Here is a 24,701-nt window from a genome sequence, read left to right on the forward strand (position 1 = left end):
GAATCGCCTCATATCTGTATGCTAGAACCCTTACATCCTCTGGTCGCTCTGTTACTCGGTTCATGACCCCAGCGGATTCGACATATGCCGTATCGAACACTGAGGGATTTCCAACCTGAAGCCGCAGGTCGAGAGTGCAGTGGGCACGTGGGACTGATCGACAACGAGAAGAGCCCCTGGTAGAAGGGTTGTCGACCAAGATCAACCTTCGCCACCAGAGGCTCTGAGTTGCTGTTCTACCGCGCCGCGCTGCCGTTGTCATCTCGGACGCTGTCCTACCTGTCCGGCCTCTTGCGCCGGCACCGCAAGACGATCAGCTCGCCGTGGCGTCGCCTCACCCCCGGGCAGCAGGCCCTGCTCGTCCTCGTTCACCTGCGCAAGGGCGAGACGCTGGCGGAGGTCGCCGCCGGCTTCGGCGTCGGCGTCGCGACCGCCTGGCGCTACATCCGTGAGGCCGTCACCCTGCTGGCGCGCCGCTCGCCCCGCCTGGAGCAGGTGTTACGCGCCGCCAAGCGCGCCGGATACCCCTACCTGGTGCTGGACGGCACCCTCATCCCGATCGACCGGGTGGCCGCCGACCGGCCGTACTACTCGGGCAAGCACAAGAAGCACGGCATGAACATCCAGGTGCTGGCCACGCCCGACGGCACCCCGTTGTGGACCTCAGGCTCCCTGCCGGGCTCGGTGCACGACCTCAGGGCCGCCCGCATCTGGGGCATCCTGCGCCGTCTGAAGGCCGCGGACCTGATCACCCTGGCCGACAAGGGTTACGTTGGCGCCGGTGAGCACGTGCGTGTGCCGTACAAGGGCCACAACAAGCCCGCCTCGCAGAAGGCCGCCAACGTCGCCCATGCCAAGCTCCGCGGACCCGGCGAGCGCGCCAACGCTCAGCTGAAAACCTGGCGCATCCTCCGCAAGCTTCGCTGCTGCCCCCTTCTCGCAGGTCAGCTCGTCAAGGCCATCCTTACGCTCCAACTCCGCGAAGCGGGATGAAAAGCATTCACTCCATGAGCTTGCGCGATGGCGAATCCGCCAGCGAGACCAATCGTGCTGTAGGCATTGAGTGGAAGAACTTGGATCGTGATCCGGGGAGCTTGACCCGCTTCCACAAGGCGGGTGAGCTGTGCCGACATCACGGTGGGGCTGCCGATCGGGCGGTGCAGGACCGCCTCGTCGATAACGATCCACAACATGGGTGGTTTGGGGCGCTGGAGGATGCTCTGGCGTTCCATCCGAGCGATCACGTGCTCCTCGACCTGTTCAGGTGTCGCACCGACATCGCCGCTCAGTACAGCTCTGGCGTACTCCTCGGTCTGGAGCAGGCCGGGCACGATCAGCGGCTCCCAGGTTCGGATCGCCTCCGCCGTGGCCTCCACGTCGAGCCAAGGCCGGAACCACGGCGGGGCCGATGAGTGGCTGACCATCGGCCAGAGGCGCATCAGTGCCCCCTCGGCCTCCAGCGCCTCGTCGCAGTGGCGGGCGAACTCCTCCGTCGGTGACCGCCTGGCCGTCTCGATCATGCTGATCGTGCCGACGGAGTAGGACACCTCCTTCGATAGGCGGAGTTGGGACCACCCGCGGGCTTTGCGGTGCCGCCGCAGCTCGAAGCCGAAGAGTGCGGTCGGCGAGTCAGCAGGGCATAGCTCGCTTTCCTTCGGCACCTGACCTCCTGGGGGATCGCCACCGTTTCAACGAAGCTTTCACCGAAACGGTTGATGTCGAATCGAAGTCAACCAACTACTCACTGTAGCCAAAGCTTGGGATGGTGGAAAGGCAGATCGAGGCCGACTTCTTCGAGTGGGTGAAGCCATGAAAACAGCGAGCGCCGAGCCGAGGGCCATTGGTTCGATCCGGCTGGCGGGCATACGCGAGTCCGTCTGGCACGCACGCTTCGAAGTGCGTAGATGGCTGGGAGACGAACACCCTTCCGTCGACGATGCCGTGCTGGCCGCGTCCGAGCTCCTGACGAACGCGCTCCGGCACTCCAACGCCGGGCCGCACGACCTCATCGGCCTCAGCGTCGCCGTGACTGAGGAAGTGGTCTACGTGGAGGTATGCGACCCTGGTTCCACGTCCTCCGCCTCCGGCAGGAGCCGGAGGCGGAGGACGGCCGCGGATTGCTGATCATCAGTGAGATCTCCCAGCACTGGGGAGTCCGAGAGTGCGGCCGTGGGCTTGGCCGTACCGTCTGGTGCGCCATCCGGGCCGTCCCGGGTTCCCCCGGCCGTCCGCTCCTGAACCGGTCTCGGACCGGCCGGCGAACGCGGTCCTGGCTGAACGCGCAGGTGGCCACCCCGTATAGGCGGTTGGAGGAAGCCGCCGCAGCCCGTTCGCCCCCGTAGCAGGGCCCCGGTGAGTGTCCCATGCAACCCTCTTGGGCCAAGGAGCGAGGCGGTCGTCGTGGGCTGTTCTGGTCCTGACAGCGTCTTGATCGTCAGGTCAGCGCCTGCGTTTCTTGCTGTGGCCGGAACGGCGGCCGCGCGCCCCCGGCCGAGGTCCCTCCACGAAGCGGAGCGTGTGGGAACGGGTACGCAGCGGCTCGGCCACCAGCCTGCGTAGCTCGTCCATGCCGACCGTGGCGGGATGACCGGATTGCGTCACCGCCTCGATGATCTGTGGCGCCTCCCTGCCCGCCATCTGGCCGAGCTGCGTCACGACCTCCTCCGGACCGGCCAGCTCCAGCAGGTTGAGCAGGCCTTCAGTCATGAGCAGGAGTTGCTCGGAGGAGGACAGATCGTCGGGTCCCACGGCTTCGGCGTCGAGCAGCAGGGTGATGGCGATGGGCCCGAGCACGCGGTCCCCGCGCAGGCGCGCGAGGAGCGACCGGCCGTCGGGATGGGCCTCCATCAGGGTGGTGAGCATGGCGGACGCGCGGGTGCGGAAGGGGCAGGCCCGTAGGGCATCCAGCAACGGCTCGACGTCCCCGCCGTGTGCCGTGAGCCAGCCCTCCAGCTCAGTCGCGGCCTCCTCCGGCGGGTAGTGCTCCGCGAGCACGCCGAGCAGCTCGCCCGGCGCGGCCTCCGCCAGCTCTCCCACCAGCGGCGCGTCCCGGCCCTCGGCGAGCATCCGTTCGCGCACAGCCCGCATGCCGAGCGGTGTCAGGCTCACGAGCATGCCCGGCTCGGTGAGGATGGCACGCAACCGGGTCTGCGCTTCGGGCGGCAAGGGCTGTTCGTCGTCATCATCGCCCAGGTCGCTGAGGTAGAGGGGATCGGCGATGCCGTGGCCCAGCTCCACGGCGCCGAGCTCGGCCAGGGCCTCCAGCGCCGCGACCAGGTCGTCGTCGACCTTCCGCCGCCACAGGTCATGCGTCCGATCGCCCAGCATCAGGTATTCGCGGCAGGCCAGCCAGACCGTCTCTTGGAGGCGGGCCACGGGGACCCGGCCCCAGAGGCCGTACACGCTGTTCAGTACGTCCGCCATCACCTCGTCGAAGACCTCCGCCAGCAGCGACTGGACGTCCCAACCCGAGGCGGAGGCGCCGATCATCGGGCCGAGGTCGAAGAAGACCTCGAAGGCCCGCGACCACAGCCGTTCCGGGTCGCGCAGCAGGGGTGCGGCCTTGGCCACCCGCAGGAGGCGGCCTTTGTTCACGCGAACCAGGCGTGCGGCCTTCGCCCATTCGACGAGGAGGTGCAGCTTGGGCATGTGCGTGGCGCTGCGAACCTTGAGGTCCTGCTCGCCGGTGCCGAGGAGCTCGGCCAGCTCCCGGGCGTCGGCCACGCGGAGGTTGCCGGCGCTGGTCAGCGGCCAGCCCTCCGCTCCGGCCCAGTCGGCCAGCGTCGCCAGCCTTCGTACGGTCTCGCTTCCCGCCGCGGCGGCGGCGATCTCCGGCGCGGGCGGCAGGACGATGGGCGGCTGAGGAAACGCCCGTTCCTCGTCGGGCCCGAATCCGAGGAAACGTGCCTCCGCCACCTTGTCGAGCACGTCCGCGTCGTACGCCACCCGCCCCGCGTCGACATCGCGCTGGAACTTCGCCAGGGCCCTGTGGTCGCTCGGGTCGACACCGTTGTCGATGGCCACCTGCGCCCAGAACCTCGCCAGCCCCTGGCGGTACGGGTCGGCCAATGCCGCCGGATATTCCTTCACGGCCTCGGCCACGGCTTTCTCCAACTCGGCCGTCGTGGCGCCGCGCGGGTCCCGAATGCCGGTCGCGTCGAGGTAGCGCAGCAGCGTGATCAGGCTTTCCGGGGCGGCCTCGAGGTCCTCCCAGGGCGCGGCGACGTACCGGGGGATCCACTCCAGCAGGAACCGCCGCACCTGCGCGGCATCCCAGAAGGCCAGCCGTCCGTCTCTGCTGCGATGGCGGGAGTCCAAGGCCGCCGTCAGCACCAAGCCGTCGGCGGCCAGGCCGCGGTCGTCGGCCCAATCCAGGCAGCGGCGGATCAGCAGGTTCTTGGCCGCCTCGAACTCGTCTTCCTGCTCCGGCGCGAAAAAGGTCCGCATGATTCCCTACAGTGGTTCCGGCTGCCCGGAGCTCGAAGCCCGCGGGCCGATGACTCTCCATGGTGGACCATCGACTCGCTGTGCGCGCCCTGCCGGGAGAATGATCATCTGTTCTGATAGTCGCGGACGTAGTCGAACTCGGCGTTCCTCACGCACCACCTCTTTGCCGTCGAGGTGCTCGGTATGGCTTCAGAACCGCAGCTCAGCCCAGTCGATGGTGAGCGGCAGCGGGTTGGTGATCGCAGGAGCGGGATCGGCCTCTTTCATGAGCGTTCCCACGTGTTTGTAAAGCATCGAGGCGAGGTCCAGCCGGTAGCGTTCGATGGCTGACACACCGAGCTGGTCGAGGCGGACAATCCAGTAGTGCGGAATACCGGCCTTGGCGTACTCGCCAAGCTTGTCGGTGGTGTCCTGGGTTTCCGAGCCGGGGGACACGATCTCAACCACCAGCAGGGCGTGGTGAGCGCGGAGTCTCTCTCCGCGCTCACGTTCCAGGCATCGATACATCACGACATCAGGGCGGCGGTTGAGCAGCGGTACGTCTCGCAGCCGGAGATCGACGTCGTTGTTGACGGTGAGGCACTCGTGTCCACGGCTCATCGCCTCCCTGGCGTAGCGCTCTAGGAGGTTGGCCAGCCGCCTGCCTGCGGTCTGATGATCGGGAGTGGGGGCCTCGCAGTAGACCACGTAACCGTCCACGATCTCGATCGCCCTTGCGATCTCCTCCGGGAGTCCCTCGTAGTCCTCGGCGGTGACGCGGCTGGGTTGAGGACGGATGCTGTGGAGCCAGCTGTCTTCCGGCAAGGCTGTCATCGGCAACTCCTCGATTGCAGGCGGCAGGGCTAGCTTACGGAGTCAGCGGGTTATGTGACGGCTGTTGCCCAGCAGCCTCACCCTCAGCGTTAGTGAACGTTTCGTTTCCTTTGTTCACGCGGGACTGAGCAGGCCCATCACGGTTCTGCCGCGCCTGATCGTGCTCCTCGCCACCAGCGCGGCCATCCACACACTCACCAGCGCGCTGAGCGCCACCATCGCCACGAACGACCAGGACGCCTTCTCCGAGCCCAGCACCAGCAGGACCGCGACGGCCCCCCAGGCGAGCGCGTTGCAGATGGCTGCCGATGCGAGGATCTGGCCGGTGCCGCGCACGTCGGAGCCGAGCGATGGCGCGCCCGCCGCGGTCATGGGCAGCGGCAGCACCAGTGCCATGATGAGCGGCACGTGGAAGCCGCCCACCATCGCCTCGCCCAGCGGCCCGACAGGATAGCCCGCGTCCAGGAAGGCGAGGTTCACGAAGTTCAGGCCGACCAGCCCGACGGGGATGACGAGCAGTGCGGCCGTCATGATCACCCGTCGCGCGGTCATCCGCGTGAGCGGCCCGTGCACGGAACGGCGCATCGCGGTCAGACAGGTGTGGAGCAGCGGCCCCACCGAGAGCACGGCTATGACGCCCGCTATGACGAACCACGACTGCGCCATGTTCCGCATCTTCCCGGCGATCGGCCCTAGGCTCGCCGCCTCGGCCCACACGCCGTGCATGCTGGCCACGTCGCGCACGCCCGGATTCCACAGGAACCACAGACCCGCCCCCGCACAGGCCAGGACCGCCGCGAGAGGAACTGTCAAGCCCCCGGCTCCCGGGACGTGCCGGTAGTGGACCCAGGCGTCGGCCGCGCCCTTGATCAGGTCGAGCACCGTGCGTACGCGTGCCGGTCGCGACGCGATCAGATCGGCGACCTCCTCGCCGTAACGTTCCCGCCACGGCTTCGGGTAGAGGCTGAGCATCGCCTCGGCCACGGCCCGCATCATGCGAGCCCCCAAGCGGTCCTCGTGCGCCTGGCGCCTGCCTGCTCGATGCGGCGCAGTGTGGCGAGCTGCTCGCTCAGCGCGTCCCTCCCATTGTCAGTGATCCGGTACGGCTTGCGTCGCTCGGTCGACTCGACCGGCTCGATCCAGCCGCGCTCCTCCAGTCGCATCAGCGCCCCGTAGAGCGTGCCCGGCTCCAGCGCGGTCCCCGAGAACTCCTCGATGTCATTGATCATCCGATATCCGTGCTTCTGCCCTTCGGCCAGGCTGATGAGCACCAGCAGCGCCACGTCCGTGAAGCGGCCGAGCTCCTGTGTCTTCCGTGCCATGTATTCAGTAAAACTTAGTAAGTCTCACTGAGCAAGCCCGATCGCCGAACCCGCAAGCCGCATCGAGTGCTCGAACACCGTTCGCCTGTCCTCGATCGTGTTGTTGAACTGGCCGAACACCTCGAAGTTGACCCACCCGTACAACGCGGTCCACGCCGAGACGCCGCGCCAGAGCACGCTGTCGGGCACCCCGGGCATGAGGTCCCTGAGTGCGGCCGCCTCCGACGTCAGCTCTTCGGACAGTGAATCCGCGGGCGGACGGATCGCGCCCGCCCCCCAGGCGTCGGAGACGATCCGGCCCAGCACGGCGACGTCGCGCACCCGGGCCGCGATCGTGTCCTGTGGTGCCTGGTAGCCGGGCACGGGGGAGCCGTAGAGCAGCGCGTACTCGTGCGGGTGCGCCACCGCCCAGTCGCGCACCGCGTGGCAGACGGTCATCCAGCGGCGCGGGAAGTCGTCCTGCGGGCACTCGGCGTCGGCCCGCTCCACGGCCTCGCCCAGCGCGTTGTAGCCGTCGATGATCAGCGCGGTCAGCAGGTCGTCCCGGCTCGGGAAATAGCGGTAGATGGCCGAGGAGACCATGCCCATCTCCCGCGCGACGGCCCGCAGAGACAGGCCGCCGGCGCCCTCGGTGGCGAGCTGGCGGCGCGCGATATCGGTGATTTCCCTGGTGAGCTCGGCCCTGACACGTTCTCTGGCGGTACGGCTGGCTGTCATGGACAGCAGGTTATCAGAGCGGTGCCAAAAAACGAGAGCACCGCTCTTGACGAACGCCGCTCTCTTGAGAGAGCATTGCTCTCGTAACCGAGTGGCCGAGTGGCCGAGTGACACACGATGGAGGACCAAGATGCTCGCCAAGCACGCCAACGCCGCTTTGATGTTCTTCCTGGAGCTGGGCGTCTTGGGCTCTGTTGGGTACTGGGGCTTCACGGTGAGCGATTCTTGGGCGATCAAGTTGCTGGCCGGGCTCGGCGGTCCGGCGCTGTTCATCGCCGTGTGGGCGCTGTTCGGCGCGGGCGGCGGCGCGAACGCCACCTTCCCCCTCACCGGCCTGGCCCGCGCCGCTCTGGAGATCCTCTGGTTCGGCGGCGGCGCCGTCGCGCTCTACGCTTCTGGACTGGTCACCCCGGCGGCCGTCTTCTTCGCACTGTTCGTACTCAACGCGGTACTCCGCATCATCTGGAAGCAGGTCTGATCATGGGTAAGCATGTCGTCGTGGGCTCCGGCCAGGTAGGCACGCATGTGGCGAGCAAACTCGTCGCGCAGGGACACGAGGTCACCGTCGTGACCCGCTCGGGCAGCGGCCCCGAAGGGACGGTCAAGGTCGCCGCCGACGTCGCCGACAAGGCCAGGCTGATCGAGGTCACCAAGGGGGCCGACGTCCTCTACAACTGCGTCAACCCGCGATACCACCGCTGGCTCACCGACTGGCCGCCGATGGCCGATTCGTTCCTGGCCGCCGCCGAGGCGAGTGGCGCCGTGTACGTGATGCTCGGCAACCTCTACCCGTACGGGCCTGTCAACGGCCCCATGACCGAGGACCTGCCGCTCGCCTCCACCAGCCCCAAGGCGCAGGTGCGCGCGAAGATGTGGCGGGACGCGCTGGCCGCGCACGAGGCGGGCCGCATCAGGACGACCGAGGTGCGGGGCTCCGACTACTTCGGTCCGGGCACCACCGACCAGTCCTACCTGGGTGACCGGTTCCTCGTGCCGCTCAGGGCGGGCAAGGCCATCCAGGTGCCCTATCCCCTCGACATGCCGCACAGCTGGACGTACCTGCCCGACGTGGCCGACGCGCTGATCGTGGCCGGCCGCGACGAGCGGGCCTGGGGCCGGCCCTGGCACGTGCCCACCGCTGACCCGCTGAGCTTCCGCCAGCTCGGCGAGCGGATGGCCGCGCTGCTCGGCCTGCCCGCGCCCAAGCTGGCGCAGATCCCGTGGGCGCTGGTCAGGACGGCCGGGCTGTTCTCGCCCATGCTCGGAGAGCTCAAGCACGTCCGCTACCAGTTCACGGCGCCGTACGTGCTCGACTCCTCGGCGTTCCAGCGCACGTTCGGCATCGCGCCTACCCCGATCGACGAGGCGCTCAAGGCTACGCTCGACGCGTGAAGATAGCCATGATCGGCCTGGGTGACATCGCGGAGAAGGCGTACCTTCCCGTGCTGGCCGCCCAGCCCGCCCTCGACCTGCACCTCTGCACGCGCAACCAGGCTCGGCTGGACCGTCTCGGCGACACCTACCGCGTCGCCGGGCGGTCCACGAGCGTGGATGACGTGATCAAGGCGGGAGCCGACGCGGCGTTCGTGCACGCGGCCACCGACGCCCACCCGCAGCTCGTCGAGCCACTGCTCCGGGCCGGGATCCACGTCTACGTCGACAAGCCGATCGCCTACAGCCTCGAGGAGTCGGAGCGGCTCGTACGGCTGGCGGAGACCGAGGGGAAGTCGTTGATGGTCGGCTTCAACCGGCGGTACGCCCCCGGCTATGTCGGACTTGCCGCCCACCCCCGCCACCTCCTCCTCATGGAGAAGAACCGCGACAATAACCCCGACGAGCCCCGGCGGGTGATATTTGATGACTTCATCCATGTGGTGGACACCCTCAGATTCCTCGCCCCAGGCCCGGTCACCGGCACCACGATCAGGACCCGCGTCCGGGACGGCCTGATCGAGCACATCGTCCTGGAGCTGTCCGGCGCCGGCTTCACCGCCATCGGCCTCATGAACCGGGTCAGCGGAGCCAGTGAGGAGTCCTGCGAGGCCATGGGCGACGGCGCCAAGCGTCGCGTCGTCAACCTCGGCGACGTCATCGACTACCGGGGCGGTGAGACGCTCGTCCGCCGCCCTGACTGGACCCCGGTGGCCAGGCAGCGCGGCATCGAGCAGATCTGCCTGGAGTTCCTCGCCGCCGTACGCGAGGGTCGCCGGATCGCCGCCGACGACGCCCTGGCCACGCACGCACTCTGCGAGGAGATCGTCAGCCGGACGGCGTGAGCTGCATCGCCTTGTCGGCCTTGGCGAACATCCGCTCGAACGCGGACGTGCTCAGCCGGGTGAGCACGGTGTACCCCTTCGTGTCCCTCAGCGGGCTGGACGACGACACGACGCCGGCCACCGCGCCGGCGTACAGCGCGGGACCGCCGCTGCCCCCGGCGGCGGCGTGGCAGTTGTGCGTGACCATCAGCCCGGGCCCCTCGGAGAGTGCCTCGGCCGTGTCGCCCACACACCGGTACATCTGCTCGCCCGAATAGCCCTTGCCCGCCGGGTAGCCGAGCAGCTCGAGCCCGCGCAGCGCCGCGCCCCTGCCGGTGGTCAGAGGCCGCAGCCCCCGCCCGGTCACGTCCTCCAGCGGGCGCTTGCGGCGCGCCACGCCGACCAGGCCGATGTCGTACGGCAGCAGATCCGGCGAGTACGGCTCGCGGCGCCACTTGTCCGGCACCCACGTGCGCACGGCCGGCCAGATCCCCATGCGCGGCCGCCGGTCGTAGCCCGGCAGGAAGGCCAGCTGCTGGATCGCCCGTCCGTGCTGGTACAGGCAGTGCGCCGCGGTCAGCACCAGGCTGCGGCTGCGCGAGTTGATCACCGCGGCGCCGCACACCACGTTCGTCCGCGTCGCGGGGTCGTGGCCGAGCAGCATCCCGGTGAGCCGGCGGGCCCCCGTGTAAGGGCGCGGAACCGGCGCGTAGCCCAGGCGATCGCCGTCGGGGGTCAGTATTCGGGGAACGGGGACGTTACGTTGCGACACCTCGGTGACGGCGGTTGGATCGAGCAGGACCAGAGACAGCACCAACCTGAGCACCCTTCCACCTTAGAGCGAAGATGATCAGTGCTCTGACCAGCAAGATTAAGCTTTACCTCAACTTGTCTACTGGAAACCGCGCCGGCGCGGGCGATCGTGCGCCGACATTCCGGCCTCCAGTGTCGGCCTCACGCGTAATTACTCAGAGTTTCTGAATGAACACAGCGCGTATTGACACGTAGAGTAAAGAACTGAATGCTCTGCGTAGAGGATTCCTTTGCCCTCGTCAGCCCTTCCTGCTACGGCATCGCGCCACGCGCACGCTCGCGCAGGAAGCCGCCTGGGGGCCGTCGCAAGGAGAAGTATGCAGTCGAAGAGGCTCACCGTCCTCGCCGTCAGCGCCGCCGTCCTGGCCGCCACGGCAGGCCTGGGCACCGCCGTCGCCGCCGCCAACACCGAGACCGTCCAGTCCGCCCAGGCCAAGGCAATCCCGTCGGGGTACCAGATCGTCACTCTCCCGAATGCCAACGTTCCGAACTTCCAGCGCCGCACCGTGATATGCCCCGGCGGCAAGCATGTCCTCGGCGGCGGCGCCGAGGCGCGCGGCAACCGGGCGATCCTCGTCGGATCATTCCCGACGGATGACGGGCGCGGCTGGATCGGCCTCGGCCGCCAGGACGGTTACAACGACGTCGGCATCAGCGTGTACGCCATCTGTGCCGACTAGACGAGTAAGGTCCTAAGTCACCGCGGTGCGGAGTCCGGAACAACGAAGGGTGTTGGCAACCGGTTTGTGAAGTGAAGACAGACCTCAGCACCCTTCCCGCCGCACTGCATGTCAGGATCGACGACTGGCTCGGCCGTCCGCCCCGATGGGGACGCGGGCCAGTCCGGCCAAGACAGATGCCCGCGCAAGGCTCTGCCCCCTGCCCAGGCCACCCGAGCGCGACGGGCTGACTAGAGCCAGTAGGTGTCGTGGCGGATGAAGAACTCCGCCTTCTCCTCCTCGCTCTTGCCGGCCAGGTCGAGCAGCCCTTCGAAATAGCCCTCGCGCGGAGCGCCCGGGGCGAAGTGGAGCAGCATGGTGGCGGGCGCGCCCGACTCGTTGCGGAACGCGTGCACGCCGCCCTCCGGCACGTGTACCCAGTCGCCCGGCTCGGTCTCGATCCAGCGCGTGCCGTCGTAGATCCGCACGCTGCCCTCGAGGATGTAGAACGACTCCGAGATCGACTTGTGGAAGTGAGGGCCCGGCCCGGACGGCTGCGGCCCCATCACCCACCGGTAGAGCCCGAACTGGCCGTTCGTGGTGGCGCCGGTGGCCAGGTAGTGGACGGTGTTGCCGGTGGGGTAGGTCAGCTCGGGCTCGTGGCCGAACGGGCGGTAGGTCGCGCTGAGCTCCCCGGCGTCCCCGTGGTAACGCGGTTCGGGATATGTCATGAGGTCATCTTGGCAACGATCCGCGCCATGGCCGCCACCGGCTCCGTCGAGGGCCCGCGCATGACCGCACGATCGGTGGCATCGTCTCGCCGCACTCGGGCGCGCGCCGGCGTCGGGTGAGGTTCTTTGGCGGACGGGCGCCCTCAATGCCCCTCCGGGGGACCTCGGCCATGGTCGGCGGATTCGTGGCGCCGCCGCCGTGGGCTGGGGCACTTCCGGTGTGCCTCCCCTTCCCTCAAGGACCTCGGCTACGGTCGGTAGGAGAGTGTGCCGCCGCCGTGGGCTGGAGGCCCTTGGGTGGGGGAGAGGCGCGTGGTGGGCGCCTCCGACGACCTCCCGCAGGCTCAGGGGGCGAGGGCCTTCGCGAACAGGGTGGCGTGGGCTGTGATGCGGGCGCGGGCCTGCGAGCGTTGGTCCTCCGTGGCGTCGCCGTGCAGCCAGAGCATGCGGGCGTGGGCGATCGGGGCCAGGAGGGCGTAGGCGAGGTCGTCCGGACCGCCCAGGTCCGTACGGATCCGCCCCGCCGACTGCCACCCCGCGAACACCTCCGCCAGGCGGGCCAGCGCGTCCTCGATGCCCGCGTTCAGCGCGTCGTCGTGGATCAGGCCGTCACGTGAGACCAGGCTCATGACCTGCCTGGACTGCGGGGTGTCCCAGGCGGCCAGCACCCGGGCGGCGAACGATTCGACGAAGGCGGCCGGGTCCTCCGGGGCGTCGTCGAGTGCCAGGTTGGCCGCCTGGGGACCGGCCAGGGCCATGGCGGCGTGGTAGATCGCCTGTTTGCTGTCGAAGTGGGCGTACAGCACGCTCTCGCTCAGCCCGACCTCCCTCGCGATCGCCCTGATCGAGGTGCCCGCGTACCCCTTCTGTGCGAACAGCCGCAGCGCGGCGTCCAGGAGCGCGGCCTTGGTGTCGCCCGCCTCGGCCTTGGAGGGGCGGCCCGGCCGGCGGCGGCTCGTGATGCTGCTCACGGGGACATCCAATCACTCTTGCAAAATAATCGATCGATCGATTAGTTTAATGGTGAACGCAGACAGAGGGGAGCGGAAGATGTCCACTTCACGGATTCCTGAGCGGGAGATCGCCGAGCGTCCGGTGGGTTACGGCGGGCCGAACCTGTCGCCGGTGGGGCTGGAGTTGGTGCCGCACGCGTTCAGCGAGGGCGTGTACGCGCTGATGGCGAGCATCCCGCCGAAGGACAACAACGGGGTGGTGGCCGGACGGGACGCGGCGCTGGTGATCGACGCCGGGATAACTCCTGAAATTTCGGCGAAAATCCAGGGGCTCGCCGCCGACCTCACCGATCGGCCCCTCCGCTACCTGGTCAACACGACCTACCACGGCGACCACAGCTTCGGAAACGCCGCCTTCCCCGATGAGATCGTCGTGGTCTCGTCGCGGGCGAACAAGGACAACATGTCCGACCTGGCGTACGAGAAGCAGACCAGGTCCGCCAACATGTACGGCGACACCGCCCTGCTCGACGCGGTCACCACGTGGCGCCGCCCCGACCTCGTGTTCGACTCGTACGCCGAGATCGACCTCGGCGGCCGCACGGTCCAGCTGCACCACTTCGGCCCGGGCAACGGCCCGGGCGACACGGTCGTGTACGTCCCCGACACCCGCACGGCCTGGACAGGCAACTTCCTCTGCCACGCGGGCACGGCCCACATGCTGCTCCAGGGCGGCCCGGAGCCGTACCTGGACTCCCTGCGCAAGATGCGCGAGGCCCTGCCGGAGCTGGAGACCATCGTCCCCGGCCACGGCCCGATGGGCGACGGGCCGGCGGCCGTGGAGACCCTCATCGGCTACCTGGAGCGCCTGCACGACGAGGTCCTGGCGAGCGTGGAGGCGGGCCGCTCCCTGGAGGAGACGTTCGCGGCCTGCACCGACCCGTGGGCCGGGGCGCTCGACCCCGGCCTGTCAGCGGCCCTCACCCGCTACCGGGTGCCTCAGGAGCTCGCACAGCAGGGCATGCTCACCCTCTGCCGCGATCTCCACCGGCTCAACATCCTGGCCACCTACCGCCTCTACGAGGCGGCCTAGTGGCCGTCGGAGAGGACGCGGCTCACGGCCACGGCGTGCGCGGCCTCCCGGAGGGTCAGACCGCGGGCGGTGGCGAGCGATCTCACCTCGATGAACGCGTCATGCATGCGGTCATGGAGCCTGGCGTCGAACTCGGCGTGGTTCCACGAGCCGGCCTGGGCGTTCCGCACCCACTCCAGGTGTGACACGATCACGCCGCCCGCGCCGGCCAGGATGTCGGGCACGAGCGTGGCGCCGTTCGCGGCCAGGATCTCGTCGGCCTCCGGGGTCGTGGGGCCGTTGGCGGCCTCCACGATCAGGCGGGCGCGGACCCTGGGCGCGTTGGCCTCGGTGATCGCGCCTTCCAGCGCCGCCAGGACGAGGATGTCCACGTCCAGTTCCAGGAGGTCGTCGCGGTCCAGCGTGTCGGCGTCGCGGTAGCCGGACAGGCCCCCGGACTCGGTGCTCCAGGCCCGCAGGCCGTCGAGGTCGAGGCCGCCGCCCGCGTAGACCGCGCCGGAGGCGTCGGAGACGGCGACCACCTTGGCGCCCGCCTCGGCGAGGTGGTGGGCGACACGCGCGCCCACCTTGCCGAAGCCCTGCACGGCCACGGTCAGCCCCATGGGTGAGCCGCCGAGCGCGGACAGCGTGGCGACCCGCGTGCCCCGTGCGGTCGCGTCCTCGAGCGTCATGATGCTCGCGCTGGGCGCCCAGTAGCCGGAGTCGAGGCGGTAGGTGTCGCGGATCCAGGCCATGGTCCGCTCGTCGGTCCCGGCGTCGGGGACGGGGACCTCCTTCTCCGGGCCTGCCAGCGGCAGGATCTCGGCGGCGTAGCGGCGGGTCAGCCGCTCCAGCTCGCGGGCGGTCAGCCCGGCCGGATCCACGGCCACGCCGCCCATGGCGCCGCCGTACGGGATGCCGGCCAGCGCGCACTTCCACGTCATCCACATCGCGAGTGCGGTGACCTCGTGGAGATCGGTGCCGGGATGAAAGCGGAGCCCGCCCTTGGCGGGGCCGCGCGAGACGTTGTGCTGGACGCGGAACCCCTGGACCACCTGCAGGCGGCCGTCCTCGCGCCGCACCGGGACCGCGACGGCCATGGAGCGGCGGGGCGTGGCCAGCATCGTGTGGGTCTCGTCGTCGAGGCCGAGGTGCTCGACGGCCTGGGCCAGCTGGTGGAGAGCGGAGTCGAGGGCCTGTCGGGCCGGGGTGATCAGGGCCGGCGTCTTTGACGGCACCATGATGCTCATGGAAGCGAGTCCTCCTGTTAGCTGCGCCCTATTTGCTGGGAAAGCGCCATTGCCTTCCACTTGTGGGCGCTATTGTCACGATCATCCTAGGGTGGGGCGTTTGACCTTGCCTAGTTGTTGGTGAAATCCCGGCCGCGGGATCGAGGTGCTGTGGGCCGTGCCACTCTGGCAGGCTTGCGTCCCGAGAACGTGCCGAATCGTCAAAATCTCGGGGGGTGAGATGCCCGCACTCGTGATGGGGCCGATGCTGCGGTACGTAGACTCCGTCAGCGCCTCGATCTGGGTGGAGACCGGCGAGCCCTGCACGGTCACCATCGAGGCGGACGGCAGGTCTTACCGGTCGCCTACCTTCACCGTGCACGGTCACCACTACGCGATCGTGGATCTCGTTGAGCTGTCTCAGGATATCGGTTCGTATTCCGTGAGGCTCGATGGGGAGCAGGTATGGCCACTGGCGGGTCGCCCGCCGAGCCGGATCCGGCTGCTGCCCGCCGACGGGGCGCGCAAGCTGACGTTCGGCTCGTGCCGCGCCAGCGTGCCGCACGACGCGGCCCACGTCCTCACGCACGGCGCCGACGTGCTGCGCGCGTACGGCGACCACCTCGCGGCGGCGGGCGACGAGGAGTGGCCCGACCTGCTGCTGCTCATCGGCGACCAGGTCTACGCCGACAACCCCTCGCCCGAGATGCGCGACTACATCAAGGCCCGCAGGAGCACGGAGCCGCAGGGGGAGATCGCCGACTTCGAGGAGTACGCCGAGCTCTACCGCCTGGCCTGGACGGACCCGAAGATCCGCTGGCTGCTGTCCACCGTGCCGACCGCGATGATCTTCGATGATCACGACGTACGCGACGACTGGAACACCTCGCAGCCCTGGCGCGAGCAGATGGCCGCGACGGACTGGTGGCACCGCCGGATGGTCTCGGGGCTCGGGGCGTACTGGATCTATCAGCACCTCGGCAACCTCTCGCCGGCCGAGCGCGCGGAGGACCCGGTGCTGCGCGCGCTGATGGAGGGCGGCGACGGCGGCGCGGCACTCGACGCGTTCGCCGAGAAGGCGGACGCCGAGCCCAGCAGCAACCGCTGGAGCTACGCCCGCGACCTCGGGCGCGCCCGCCTGATCATGGTCGACACCAGGTGCGCCAGGCAACTCACGCCCGGCGACCGCCGCATGCTCGACGCGGAGGAGTGGGCCTGGCTCGAGGAGCAGCTCACCGCCCCGGCCGAGCGGCTGGTCATCGGCTCGTCGATCCCGTTCCTGCTCCCCGAGGGCGTGCACGGCGTACAGAACTGGAACGAGGCCCTGTGCGACGGCAAGTGGGGCGGGCGCGTGCGGCGGTGGTCGGAGAAGTTCCGGCAGGCCATCGACCTGGAGCACTGGGCGGCCTTCCGGCGCTCGTTCGACGACCTGGCCAGGCTGCTCATGAGACTCGGCAAGCCGGTGCTGATCCTCTCGGGCGACGTCCACTACTCCTACCTGGCCAAGGCCCGCTCAGGGCCGGTCTTCCAGATCGTCTGCTCGCCTATCCGCAACCCGCTCAGCCGCCTGCTGCGCTGGGCCAACGTGTTCACCCAGTTCCGGATCGCCACGCTCGTGGGCGGCCTGCTGTCGCGGCTGGCGGGCATCCCACGGCCGCCGTTCCGGTGGCGGGTCACCAAGGGGCCCTGGTTCCAGAACGCGCTGGCCACGCTGACCCTCCCGGACGAGGTCACCTGGTACGAGTCCGACGGCGACAGCGTCAGGCCGATCGACTCCGCCCGCCTACGATGACGCGCATGCTTGACGACAATTACGCCGTCGCCGTGCCGTTCTACGACCTGTGGCACGGCGACGGGCATGTTCCCGTGGTGCGCGAGTTGCTTCCCCCGCTGCTGAAGGGGGTGCGGCGGAGCGTGATCGAGATCGGCGCGGGCACCGGACTGATCACCGAGCTGATCGCCAGGGAGACGCCGGCCGAGATCTACGCCGTCGAGCCGTCGCTGGGCATGCGCTCGGTGCTCGTCTCCCGGCTGGCATCCGACCCCGACGCGCTGGGCCGCGTGACCGTCCTCCCGTATGGGGCCCTGGACGTGGAGGTGGACGAGCCGGTCGAGGCGGTCGTGATGATCTCGGTGCTGCAGAGCTTCGCGGCCGAGGAGCGGGCTTCGCTGTGGCGGGTGCTGGCCAGGCAGCTGGAGCCGGGCGGCCGGCTGGTGTTCAACTGGCGCGAGCGGGCCGTGCCCGTGCCGGGTGAGCTCGAGGTCATGAGCTCGTACCAGGTCGGCAGGCACGCGTACGAGATCGCGGGGCAGGTGCTGGAGGTCGCGGGCGAGAGCGTCACCTCGCGCTTCGTCTACCGGATCCGCCAGCGCGGCGTGGCGATCAGCGAGGACGAGGTGGTCGTCACGAACCACTGGCCCGCCAGGGGACGTCTGGCGTCGGAGCTGGAGGCGGCCGGGTTCGGCCCGGACGCGGCGCCGGAGGGCATGGAGGTGTGGCGCCGTCCGCAGGCGGCTGAAGTACGCCCGAAATAGTGGGAACCGGGATCCTGCAAGCGGCCAACAACAGGGTGACCGCATGAGAGAGGACCGGCAGAGTGGTAGGTGTTCAGGATGCGCCTGAGACGCTGGATGACTCGACCCTGATCGGGCATTCGCTCGGTGACCCGGAGAGCTTCGCGGCGCTGTTCGACCGTCATGCCGACGAGATCCACAGGTACGCGGCCCGGCGCCTCGGGGTGGAGCTGGCCGACGACGTGACGGGGGAGGTGTTCCTCGTCGCGTTCCGCGGACGGGCGCGTTACGACCGCTCCTGGCCGGATGCCAGGCCCTGGCTGTACGGCATCGCGACCAAGGTCATCTCCCAGCACCGCAGGGCCGAGCGGAGGCGCACCGCGGCCATGGCCAAGGTGAGCGCGGAGCGTCCGGGCACGTTCGACGAGCGCAGCGCCGACCGGGTGACCGCCGAGCAGCTCCAGCCCAGGCTGGCCAGGGCGCTGACGAGGCTCAGCGCGGGCGAGCGTGACCTGCTGCTGCTCCTGGCGTGGGCGGACCTGACGTACGAGGACGCCGCGCTCGCGCTCGGCGTGCCCGTCGGCACCGTCAGATCCAGGCTCCACAGGCTCCGCGCGAAGGTGCGCAGGGCACTCGGCGGCATCGATCCCTTCGCAGCAGAGGAGCCCCGGCATGGATGAACGCAGCATGGACGATGACGAGATCCGCATGTTCGCCGACGGCAGGCCCACCGTGCCGCCGTACGGGTCCGAGGCAAGGGCCAGGGCGCGGGAGCGGCTGCTGGCGGAGGCGCGCGGCGGGGGCCGCTTTCGCCTGCCCAGGCTCGGCTTGCAGGCCGCGGCCGCGTTCGGGGCCACGGTCGTCCTGGTCGGCGGCGTGGCAGCGGCCCTGTCGAACCAGGGCGGGGGCAGCGCGAACCCCGCCGCGTCGGTGACCCAGTCGGCTTCCGTGTCGTCATCCGACGAGTTGTCCCCCCGGCCCGGCCAGTTCATCCTGATCGAGTCGGAGACGATGTACGGGTCGTTCACGTTCGGCAATGACGGTGAGGAGTCCCGTTACCTCTACCGGACGCACAGGAAGATCTGGCAGTCCGTGGACGGGAGCGCGGACGGCCTGCTGCAGATCGAGGGCCTCGAGCCCAAGCCGTGGCCGGGCAGGTCGCTGCCGAAGTCGGCGAAGGACTGGCAGGGCTCCGACTGGCACACACTGGCCTCCTGCCCCGGCCAGAGGGGAGACCGCCGCACCGACTACGCATACCTCAGCACGCTCCCGACGGACGCCGCCGGGATGCGGGCGCGCCTCCAAGAGACGAGCGCGGCGTACGTGAGCGACGGCAAGGGCGTGGACAACGACCGGGCCGCATTCGACCACGTGTCTGACCTGGTCAGGGAGACGTACCTGCCGAAGGCGCAGCGCGAGGCGCTGTTCGAGGCGGCCAAGACGATCCCCGGCGTCCAGGTGACCGAGGGCGTGGAGGACGCGGCGGGCCGCAAGGGGGTGGCGCTCGGGCAGCTGGACCCGCAGGGCATCCTCAGGCAGGCCATCTTCGACCCGGCCACGCATCTGTTCATGGGGGAGCGGCACACGGTCGTGGACAGCAAGCTCGCCCAGGCCCCCGAGGGCAGCGTGCTGGCGCTGACGGCCCAGCTCAAGGTCTCGGCGGTGGACGAACTGCCGAAGGTGACGGTCCGGAACCAGGGGGATGCCTCCTGCGCCACGCCCTCACCCGTCGCCACCACGAGCCCGACGAACTCGGCCACGCCGTCGCCGAAGCCGAGCGACGCTGCCGTCTCGAAGCCGCAGCCGACTGTGACGGTCTCCCTGGAGGCGACGAGCGACCCGTCTGCGCCGGAGCCGGTGCCGACTATCACTATCAGCGCGGAGCCGTCGGACGGGCCGTCGCCGGCGCCGCCGACCGCGAAGGCGTCTCCGGCCCGCAAATGACCACCCAGCCGGTCAACCGGGCGCCGTAACGGCGCCCGGCCCCGTGAACCGGAGGAGCGTCTCCCTGGACAGGGCCCAGCCACGTACGGTGGCTGGGCCCTCCCGTGCTCCGCCGTAAAAACCCTGAAAAGCCCGGCCACGAACGGCGGGTCAGGCCTGGCTGAACTCGTAAAGGGCGTCAGAGAGCTGAGAAATGGCCCACACCAGGTCGTCCTCGGAGACGACGATGGGTGGGGCGAGGCGGATCGTGGAGCCGTGGGTGTCCTTGGCCAGGACACTCCTCGCCATGAGCGCCTTGGACATCTCGCGCCCGGTGGCCAGCTCCGGGTCGATGTCCACGCCCGCCCACAGCCCGCGTCCGCGCACCTCGACCACCCCCTTGCCGACCAGCTCGCGCAGCCGGGTGTGCAGCACCTCGCCCAGCTTGGCGGCCCTGGCCTGGAACTCGCCGGTGTTGAGCAGCTCGATGACCGCGATGCCGACCGCGCACGCCAGCGGGTTGCCGCCGAACGTGGACCCGTGCTGGCCGGGGTGGATGACCCCGAGCACGTCACGGTTCGCGGCGATGGCGGAGACGGGTACGACGCCGCCGCCGAGCGCCTTGCCCAGGACGTAAATGTCGGGCACGACGCCCTCGAAGTCGCACGCGAACGTCTGCCCGGTCCGCCCCAGCCCCGACTGCACCTCGTCGGCGATCATCAGGATGCCCTGGGCGGAGCAGAACTCCCGGATCTCGCCCAGGTACCCGTCGGGCGGCACCAGCACCCCGGCCTCGCCCTGGATGGGCTCGACCAGCACGGCGACCGTGTTCGCGTCGGCGGCCCGCCTGATCGCCTCGGCGGAGCCGTACGGCACGAGACGGAACCCCGGCGTGAACGGGCCGAAGTTGTCGTGTGCCTCCGGGTCCGTGGAGAAGCTCACGATCGTGGTGGTGCGGCCGTGGAAGTTGCCCTCCATTACGATGATGTTCGCCTGGTCGGGCTCCACGCCCTTGACCTCGTAGCCCCACTTGCGCGCCACCTTGATGGCGGTCTCGACGGCCTCGGCCCCGGTGTTCATGGGCAGGATCATGTCCTTGCCCGTGAGGTCGCCGAGTCCGGCGCAGAACTGCGCGAACTGGTCGTGGTAGAAGGCACGGCTGGTCAGGGTCAGGTTCTTGAGCTGTTCCTGAGCGGCCTCGATGATCTTCGGGTGGCCGTGGCCGAAGTTGAGCGAGGAGTAGCCGGACAGGCAGTCCAGATACCGCTTGCCCTCGACGTCGGTGACCCAGGCGCCGTGCGCCTCATGGATCACGACGGGCAGTGGATGGTAGTTGTGCGCGCTGCGGCGCTCGCTCATTTCGATGAGCTCTGCGCTGGTGGTCATGGTCAGTTCTCCCCCCTGATCTCCAGTGTGCAGCACTTGGGACCCCCACCCGCCTTGCGCAGCTCCGACAGGTCGACAGGGAGCACCTCGTAGCCGCGCCTCTTGAGCTCCAGTTGGAGATTCGACGCCTCGGCGTTGATGACCACGTTCCTGCCGTCGCTGACCGCGTTCAGCCCGAGCACCTCGGCGTCCTCGGCGGTCGCGAGCACCGCGTCGGGGAACATCGTGCGCAGCACCTTCCTGCTGCCCTCGGAGAAGGCCTCCGGGTAGTACGCGACGTTGCGGCCGTCGAGCGGGAACAGCGCCGTGTCCAGGTGGTAGAAGCGCGGGTCCACCAGCGTCAGGGAGATCACCGGGCGGCCCAGGTACTCCTGCGCCTCCTGGTGCGCGACCACGTCGGTGCGGAAGCCGGTTCCGGCCAGGATGACCTCGTCGAGCGTGAGGAAGTCGCCCTCGCCCTCGTTGACGTGGAGCGGCTCGCGCGTCGGGTAGCCGCGCTCGGCGAACCACCGCAGGTAGGCGGGGCCCTCGGGGCCGCGCTCGGGGTAAGCGAACCTGGCGCCGTAGACGCGGCCGTCCACGACCAGCGCGCCGTTGGCGGCGAAGACCATGTCGGGCAGCCCCTCGATCGGGTCGATCAGGCTGACCCGGTGCCCGAGCTCCTCGTACGCCGCCTTCAGGCCCTCCCACTGCCGGACCGCCACGTCGCGGTCCGCGCCGGCCTCGGGATGCATCCACGGATTGATCGCGTACTCGACCGTGAAGTAGTCCGGACGGCACATCAGGAAGTGTTTGGGCATGCAGGTCTCCGTCGAGGTTTATGGATCGATGTCCCGATTGGGGGGACGGAGACAGCCTAAGAATGTACGTTTACGCAGGCCAAGCGTCTGGCATTGCGCGTTGGCGCGGGTCTGTTGCGTGTATCAGGGCGCCGGATGCGATCCGTTGCGCGGCTCCGGCACGGCGGCACCCGGAGGGGTGTCCACCAGCCGCGAAAGCACGATGGAGCTCTTGGTCCGCACCACGAACGTCTCCGCCGCGATGCGCTCGATCACCCGCTCCACGTGGCGCACGTCCGTGGCCCTGATGTGCAGCAACGCGTCCGCCTCGCCCGTGATCGTGGCCGCCGCCACCACCTCGGGGAACTTGGCGACGGCCAGCGCGATGTCCGAAGGTTTGGTCTTGCCCTGGCAGAACAGCTCCACGTACGCCTCGGTCGTCCAGCCGAGCGCCTGCGGCGCCACCCTCGCGCTGAACCCGGTGATCGCCCCCGTCTCCCGCAACCGGTCGACCCGCCGCTTCACCGCCGACGCGCTCAGCCCCACGTGGTGGCCGATGTCCGCGTAGGTCGCGCGTGCGTCCTCGACGAGCGCGGCGATGATGTCACGATCAAGCCGATCCAGTTCCACGCGCCTTGTATACAGCCTGGCCAGGCTGGCGCGCGACGAGCGGCGCGCGGGAAACTGGGCGTGCTGACAGCCATCGGAAGGTATCCGCCAAAATGAGCACCGCAAGCTTCCCCGAAGGTTTCGTGTGGGGAGTGTCGACTTCGGCCTTTCAGATCGAGGGGGCCACGTCCGCCGACGGCCGCGGGCCGTCCATTTGGGACGGCTTTTCCGCCGACCGCGCCGAGGCCTGCGATCATTACCACCGCCATCCCGAGGACGTGCGGTTGATGAAAGACCTCGGAATGGCCGCCTACCGGTTCTCGGTGAGCTGGGCGCGAGTGTTCCCCGAGGGCACGGGAAAGCCGAACGAGGCCGGGCTCGACTTTTATGACCGGCTGCTCGACGAACTGCTCGGGGCGGGCATCACGCCTTATGCGACCCTTTACCACTGGGACCTGCCGCGGGCGCTCGAAACGCTCGGCGGCTGGCCGTCCCGCGACACCGCCCGCCATTTCGCCGATTACGCCTCGGTGGTTCATGACCGGCTCGGGGACCGGGTCGACACCTGGTTCACGCTGAACGAGCCCTGGGTGGCGGCCTTCCTGGGATACGGGTCCGGCGTTCACGCGCCGGGCAGGAAATCGGCCGCGGACGCGTTCAGGAGCGCCCACCACATGCTGCTCGGGCACGGCCTGGCCACGCAGGCCCTGCGCTCGGCCGGGGCCACGAGGGTCGGGATCGTGCTCAACCTCTCGCCCGTCATGACACCCGCCCAGGTGAGCGACTTCGGCAGGGAACTGTCGGAGGAGGACGCCGAGGCCGTGGCCAGGATCGACGCCCTGGCCAACCGGCAGTTCCTGGAGCCGGTGCTGCGCGGGTCGTACCCCGCCGAGTTGCTGCCCATCATCGAGCGCCACGGCGGCCTCGACCACGTCCGCGACGGCGACCTCGACACCATCGCGCAGCCCGTGGACCTGCTCGGCGTCAATTACTACACCCCGCAGGTGGTGCAGGCACAGCCCAGTGAAAGCGCCGACCCAGCCTTTCCCGGGAGCGAGGGGGTGCTGTTCTGCACGGTTCCCACGGCGGTCACCGCGATGGGCTGGCCGATCGTGCCCAACTGCCTTTCGCTGCTGCTGCGGCGCATTTCCCGCGAATATCCCGAACTCGATCTGATGATCACCGAGAACGGCGCCGACTTCGTCGACACGGTGACCGGCGACGGCATTCACGACGTGGACCGCATCAGCTTCATCGAGGAACATCTGCGCGCCCTGCTGTCGGCCGTGGAAGAAGGCGCCCGCGTTCGCGGATATCTCGTCTGGACCCTGCTCGACAACCTCGAATGGGCCGACGGTTACCAGCGGAAGTTCGGCCTCGTGCACGTCGATTTCGCCACCCAGCGGCGACGGTTGAAGGACAGCGCGCTGTGGTACCGCGACGTCATCCGCCGCAACGGCCTCACCGAGACCCGCCCCAAGCGGCCCACCCTCGAAACCGTCGCCGCCCGCTCCGGTGTCTCCAGGGCGACGGTCTCGCGCGTGGTCAACGGCGAGGCGTCGGTGAGCGCGGACGTCCGCACGGCGGTGATGCGGGCCGTCAAGGAGCTCGGCTACGTGCCCAACGCCGCCGCCCGCAGCCTGGTCACCCGGCGCACCAACGCCATCGCCCTGGTCCTGTCCGTCCCCAGGCAGGGGGACTCGCTGACGGCCGCCGTGGTGCAGTACGTCACCAGCATGCTGGAGGGCGCGGGCAAGCAGATCACGCTCATGCTCGCGGACACGGCCGAGAGCCACCGGCGCATCGTCCAGCAGGCGGAGGCCCGGCTGGTGGACGGGGTCGTGCTGCTGCCGTCCGACCGGGCCGACACGCTCGCCGAGCGGCTCTCGCGTACCGGCGTGCCGATCGTGCTGCTGGGCAAGCCGGCCGTCACCTCGCTGGTGCCGTACGTGGACGTGGACAACGCCGGAGGCGCGGAGGCCGCCACCGAGCACCTGCTCGCGCGCGGGCGCCGCCACATCGGCATGGTCTGCGGCCCCACGGACCTGGTCGCCGTCCAGGACCGCCTCGCCGGGCACCGTGCGGCGCTGCACCGTGCGGGCCTGCCGCCGCTGCTGGCCCTCGCGGACCTCACCCGTGCCTCCGGAGCGGCGGCCGCCCGGCAGCTGCTCGGCGACGACCCGTCGCTGGACGCCGTCTTCGCCGCCACCGACCAGCTCGCCATCGGGGCGCTGCAGGCCGCGCGGGAGGCGGGGCGGCGGGTGCCCGAGGACCTGGCGATCGTCGGCTTCGACGACATCGACGCCGCCTCGGCCACCACGCCGGGACTCACCACCGTGCGGGTTCCGCTGGCGGACCAGGCGCTGGCCCTGGCGCGGCTGCTGCTGTCCCGGCTGGAGGGCCGCCACACCACGTCCGTCGTGCTGCCGACCCGGCTGGTGGTCCGGGACTCCACCTGACCATGGAGGGCCAAGCCCGTC

General features: G+C 69.5%; 25 protein-coding genes. 12 read left to right on the forward strand and 13 right to left on the reverse strand.

The genetic code is table 11. The features are described 5' to 3' along the window. Window positions 1–228 precede the first annotated feature (228 nt). Window positions 229–993, forward strand: a complete 765-nt coding sequence (locus ACQPWU_RS13880; protein WP_433439906.1) for a transposase family protein — start codon at window positions 229–231, stop codon at window positions 991–993. Here the strand turns inward: ACQPWU_RS13880 and ACQPWU_RS13885 are convergent. Next, window positions 945–1,661 carry a helix-turn-helix domain-containing protein gene (locus ACQPWU_RS13885; protein WP_433439908.1) on the reverse strand — a complete coding sequence of 239 codons (717 nt, stop codon included), beginning with the start codon at window positions 1,659–1,661 and terminating at the stop codon, window positions 945–947. The two genes, ACQPWU_RS13880 and ACQPWU_RS13885, sit on opposite strands and share 49 nt — an antisense overlap. Window positions 1,662–1,809: 148 nt before the next feature. Here ACQPWU_RS13885 and ACQPWU_RS13890 point away from each other — a divergent pair, with 148 nt between their 5' ends. Then, on the forward strand, window positions 1,810–2,124 hold the full coding sequence (locus tag ACQPWU_RS13890) for an ATP-binding protein (RefSeq protein WP_433439910.1): 315 nt from the start codon (window positions 1,810–1,812) through the stop codon (window positions 2,122–2,124). 315 nt (window positions 2,125–2,439) lie between these two features. Here the strand turns inward: ACQPWU_RS13890 and ACQPWU_RS13895 are convergent, their stop codons facing one another. From ACQPWU_RS13895 to ACQPWU_RS13915, 5 genes are all read right to left on the reverse strand, one after another. Then, window positions 2,440–4,446: a hypothetical protein gene (locus ACQPWU_RS13895; RefSeq protein ID WP_433439912.1), complete on the reverse strand. Its 2,007-nt coding sequence runs from the start codon at window positions 4,444–4,446 to the stop codon at window positions 2,440–2,442. Between the two features lie 189 nt (window positions 4,447–4,635). Continuing rightward, a complete protein-coding gene (locus ACQPWU_RS13900; protein ID WP_433439914.1) occupies window positions 4,636–5,259 on the reverse strand; it encodes a Uma2 family endonuclease in 624 nt (207 codons plus the stop codon). A gap of 114 nt (window positions 5,260–5,373) precedes the next feature. After that, window positions 5,374–6,255: a hypothetical protein gene (locus ACQPWU_RS13905; RefSeq protein WP_433439916.1), complete on the reverse strand. Its 882-nt coding sequence runs from the start codon at window positions 6,253–6,255 to the stop codon at window positions 5,374–5,376. After that, window positions 6,252–6,581 carry a PadR family transcriptional regulator gene (locus ACQPWU_RS13910; RefSeq protein WP_433439918.1) on the reverse strand — a complete coding sequence of 110 codons (330 nt, stop codon included), beginning with the start codon at window positions 6,579–6,581 and terminating at the stop codon, window positions 6,252–6,254. The genes ACQPWU_RS13905 and ACQPWU_RS13910 overlap by 4 nt, the downstream gene beginning before the upstream one ends. 24 nt (window positions 6,582–6,605) lie before the next feature. Next, a complete protein-coding gene (locus ACQPWU_RS13915) occupies window positions 6,606–7,298 on the reverse strand; it encodes a TetR/AcrR family transcriptional regulator (protein ID WP_433439920.1) in 693 nt (230 codons plus the stop codon). A 130-nt stretch (window positions 7,299–7,428) separates the two neighbouring features. Here ACQPWU_RS13915 and ACQPWU_RS13920 point away from each other — a divergent pair, with 130 nt between their 5' ends. The 3 genes from ACQPWU_RS13920 to ACQPWU_RS13930 are packed head-to-tail and all read left to right on the forward strand — an operon-like array spanning window position 7,429 to window position 9,574. Continuing rightward, window positions 7,429–7,776: a YrdB family protein gene (locus ACQPWU_RS13920; RefSeq protein ID WP_433439922.1), complete on the forward strand. Its 348-nt coding sequence runs from the start codon at window positions 7,429–7,431 to the stop codon at window positions 7,774–7,776. 2 nt (window positions 7,777–7,778) lie between these two features. After that, entirely contained in the window at window positions 7,779–8,690 is a 912-nt protein-coding gene (locus ACQPWU_RS13925; protein ID WP_433439924.1) for an NAD-dependent epimerase/dehydratase family protein, read from the forward strand. Continuing rightward, complete coding sequence (locus ACQPWU_RS13930) at window positions 8,687–9,574, forward strand: Gfo/Idh/MocA family protein (protein ID WP_433439926.1); 888 nt, start codon at window positions 8,687–8,689, stop codon at window positions 9,572–9,574. The genes ACQPWU_RS13925 and ACQPWU_RS13930 overlap by 4 nt, the downstream gene beginning before the upstream one ends. Here ACQPWU_RS13930 and ACQPWU_RS13935 read toward each other — a convergent pair. Further along, complete coding sequence (locus tag ACQPWU_RS13935; protein WP_433439928.1) at window positions 9,558–10,379, reverse strand: trypsin-like serine peptidase; 822 nt, start codon at window positions 10,377–10,379, stop codon at window positions 9,558–9,560. The two genes, ACQPWU_RS13930 and ACQPWU_RS13935, sit on opposite strands and share 17 nt — an antisense overlap. 304 nt (window positions 10,380–10,683) lie before the next feature. Here ACQPWU_RS13935 and ACQPWU_RS13940 point away from each other — a divergent pair, with 304 nt between their 5' ends. Next, window positions 10,684–11,046: a hypothetical protein gene (locus ACQPWU_RS13940; protein WP_433439930.1), complete on the forward strand. Its 363-nt coding sequence runs from the start codon at window positions 10,684–10,686 to the stop codon at window positions 11,044–11,046. Window positions 11,047–11,276: 230 nt separating this feature from the next. On the opposite strand, the gene ACQPWU_RS13945 is transcribed toward ACQPWU_RS13940, so the two are convergent. Next, window positions 11,277–11,756 (reverse strand): cupin domain-containing protein, encoded by a 480-nt coding sequence (locus ACQPWU_RS13945; protein WP_433439932.1) that lies wholly within the window; start codon window positions 11,754–11,756, stop codon window positions 11,277–11,279. A gap of 344 nt (window positions 11,757–12,100) precedes the next feature. Continuing rightward, a complete protein-coding gene (locus ACQPWU_RS13950; RefSeq protein ID WP_433439934.1) occupies window positions 12,101–12,727 on the reverse strand; it encodes a TetR/AcrR family transcriptional regulator in 627 nt (208 codons plus the stop codon). Between the two features lie 79 nt (window positions 12,728–12,806). Between ACQPWU_RS13950 and ACQPWU_RS13955 the strand changes: the two genes are divergently transcribed. Further along, complete coding sequence (locus ACQPWU_RS13955; RefSeq protein ID WP_433439936.1) at window positions 12,807–13,802, forward strand: MBL fold metallo-hydrolase; 996 nt, start codon at window positions 12,807–12,809, stop codon at window positions 13,800–13,802. On the opposite strand, the gene ACQPWU_RS13960 is transcribed toward ACQPWU_RS13955, so the two are convergent. Then, window positions 13,799–15,031 carry a Glu/Leu/Phe/Val family dehydrogenase gene (locus ACQPWU_RS13960; protein WP_433439938.1) on the reverse strand — a complete coding sequence of 411 codons (1,233 nt, stop codon included), beginning with the start codon at window positions 15,029–15,031 and terminating at the stop codon, window positions 13,799–13,801. The two genes, ACQPWU_RS13955 and ACQPWU_RS13960, sit on opposite strands and share 4 nt — an antisense overlap. A 244-nt stretch (window positions 15,032–15,275) precedes the next feature. On the opposite strand from ACQPWU_RS13960, the gene ACQPWU_RS13965 reads away from it, so the two are divergent. From ACQPWU_RS13965 to ACQPWU_RS13980, 4 genes are all read left to right on the forward strand, one after another. Further along, window positions 15,276–16,802, forward strand: a complete 1,527-nt coding sequence (locus ACQPWU_RS13965) for an alkaline phosphatase D family protein (RefSeq protein WP_433439940.1) — start codon at window positions 15,276–15,278, stop codon at window positions 16,800–16,802. Between the two features lie 5 nt (window positions 16,803–16,807). Beyond that, window positions 16,808–17,545 carry a class I SAM-dependent methyltransferase gene (locus ACQPWU_RS13970; protein ID WP_433439942.1) on the forward strand — a complete coding sequence of 246 codons (738 nt, stop codon included), beginning with the start codon at window positions 16,808–16,810 and terminating at the stop codon, window positions 17,543–17,545. Window positions 17,546–17,607: 62 nt separating this feature from the next. Further along, window positions 17,608–18,204 carry an RNA polymerase sigma factor gene (locus tag ACQPWU_RS13975; RefSeq protein ID WP_433439944.1) on the forward strand — a complete coding sequence of 199 codons (597 nt, stop codon included), beginning with the start codon at window positions 17,608–17,610 and terminating at the stop codon, window positions 18,202–18,204. Continuing rightward, complete coding sequence (locus tag ACQPWU_RS13980; RefSeq protein ID WP_433439946.1) at window positions 18,197–19,468, forward strand: CU044_5270 family protein; 1,272 nt, start codon at window positions 18,197–18,199, stop codon at window positions 19,466–19,468. The genes ACQPWU_RS13975 and ACQPWU_RS13980 overlap by 8 nt, the downstream gene beginning before the upstream one ends. A 150-nt stretch (window positions 19,469–19,618) precedes the next feature. Here ACQPWU_RS13980 and rocD read toward each other — a convergent pair whose 3' ends face one another. The 3 genes from rocD to ACQPWU_RS13995 all read right to left on the reverse strand — a co-directional run bounded on the left by rocD (window position 19,619) and on the right by ACQPWU_RS13995 (window position 22,242). Continuing rightward, on the reverse strand, window positions 19,619–20,833 hold the full coding sequence (rocD, locus tag ACQPWU_RS13985; RefSeq protein WP_433439948.1) for an ornithine--oxo-acid transaminase: 1,215 nt from the start codon (window positions 20,831–20,833) through the stop codon (window positions 19,619–19,621). 2 nt (window positions 20,834–20,835) lie between these two features. Then, window positions 20,836–21,633 (reverse strand): dimethylargininase, encoded by a 798-nt coding sequence (gene ddaH / locus ACQPWU_RS13990; protein WP_433439950.1) that lies wholly within the window; start codon window positions 21,631–21,633, stop codon window positions 20,836–20,838. 123 nt (window positions 21,634–21,756) lie between these two features. Continuing rightward, entirely contained in the window at window positions 21,757–22,242 is a 486-nt protein-coding gene (locus tag ACQPWU_RS13995) for an Lrp/AsnC family transcriptional regulator (protein WP_433439952.1), read from the reverse strand. A gap of 92 nt (window positions 22,243–22,334) precedes the next feature. On the opposite strand from ACQPWU_RS13995, the gene ACQPWU_RS14000 reads away from it, so the two are divergent. Next, complete coding sequence (locus ACQPWU_RS14000; RefSeq protein WP_433439954.1) at window positions 22,335–24,680, forward strand: GH1 family beta-glucosidase; 2,346 nt, start codon at window positions 22,335–22,337, stop codon at window positions 24,678–24,680. Window positions 24,681–24,701 lie beyond the last annotated feature (21 nt).

The sequence above is a fragment of the Nonomuraea sp. CA-141351 genome, from assembly GCF_050944675.1.
Lineage (GTDB): Bacteria > Actinomycetota > Actinomycetes > Streptosporangiales > Streptosporangiaceae > Nonomuraea.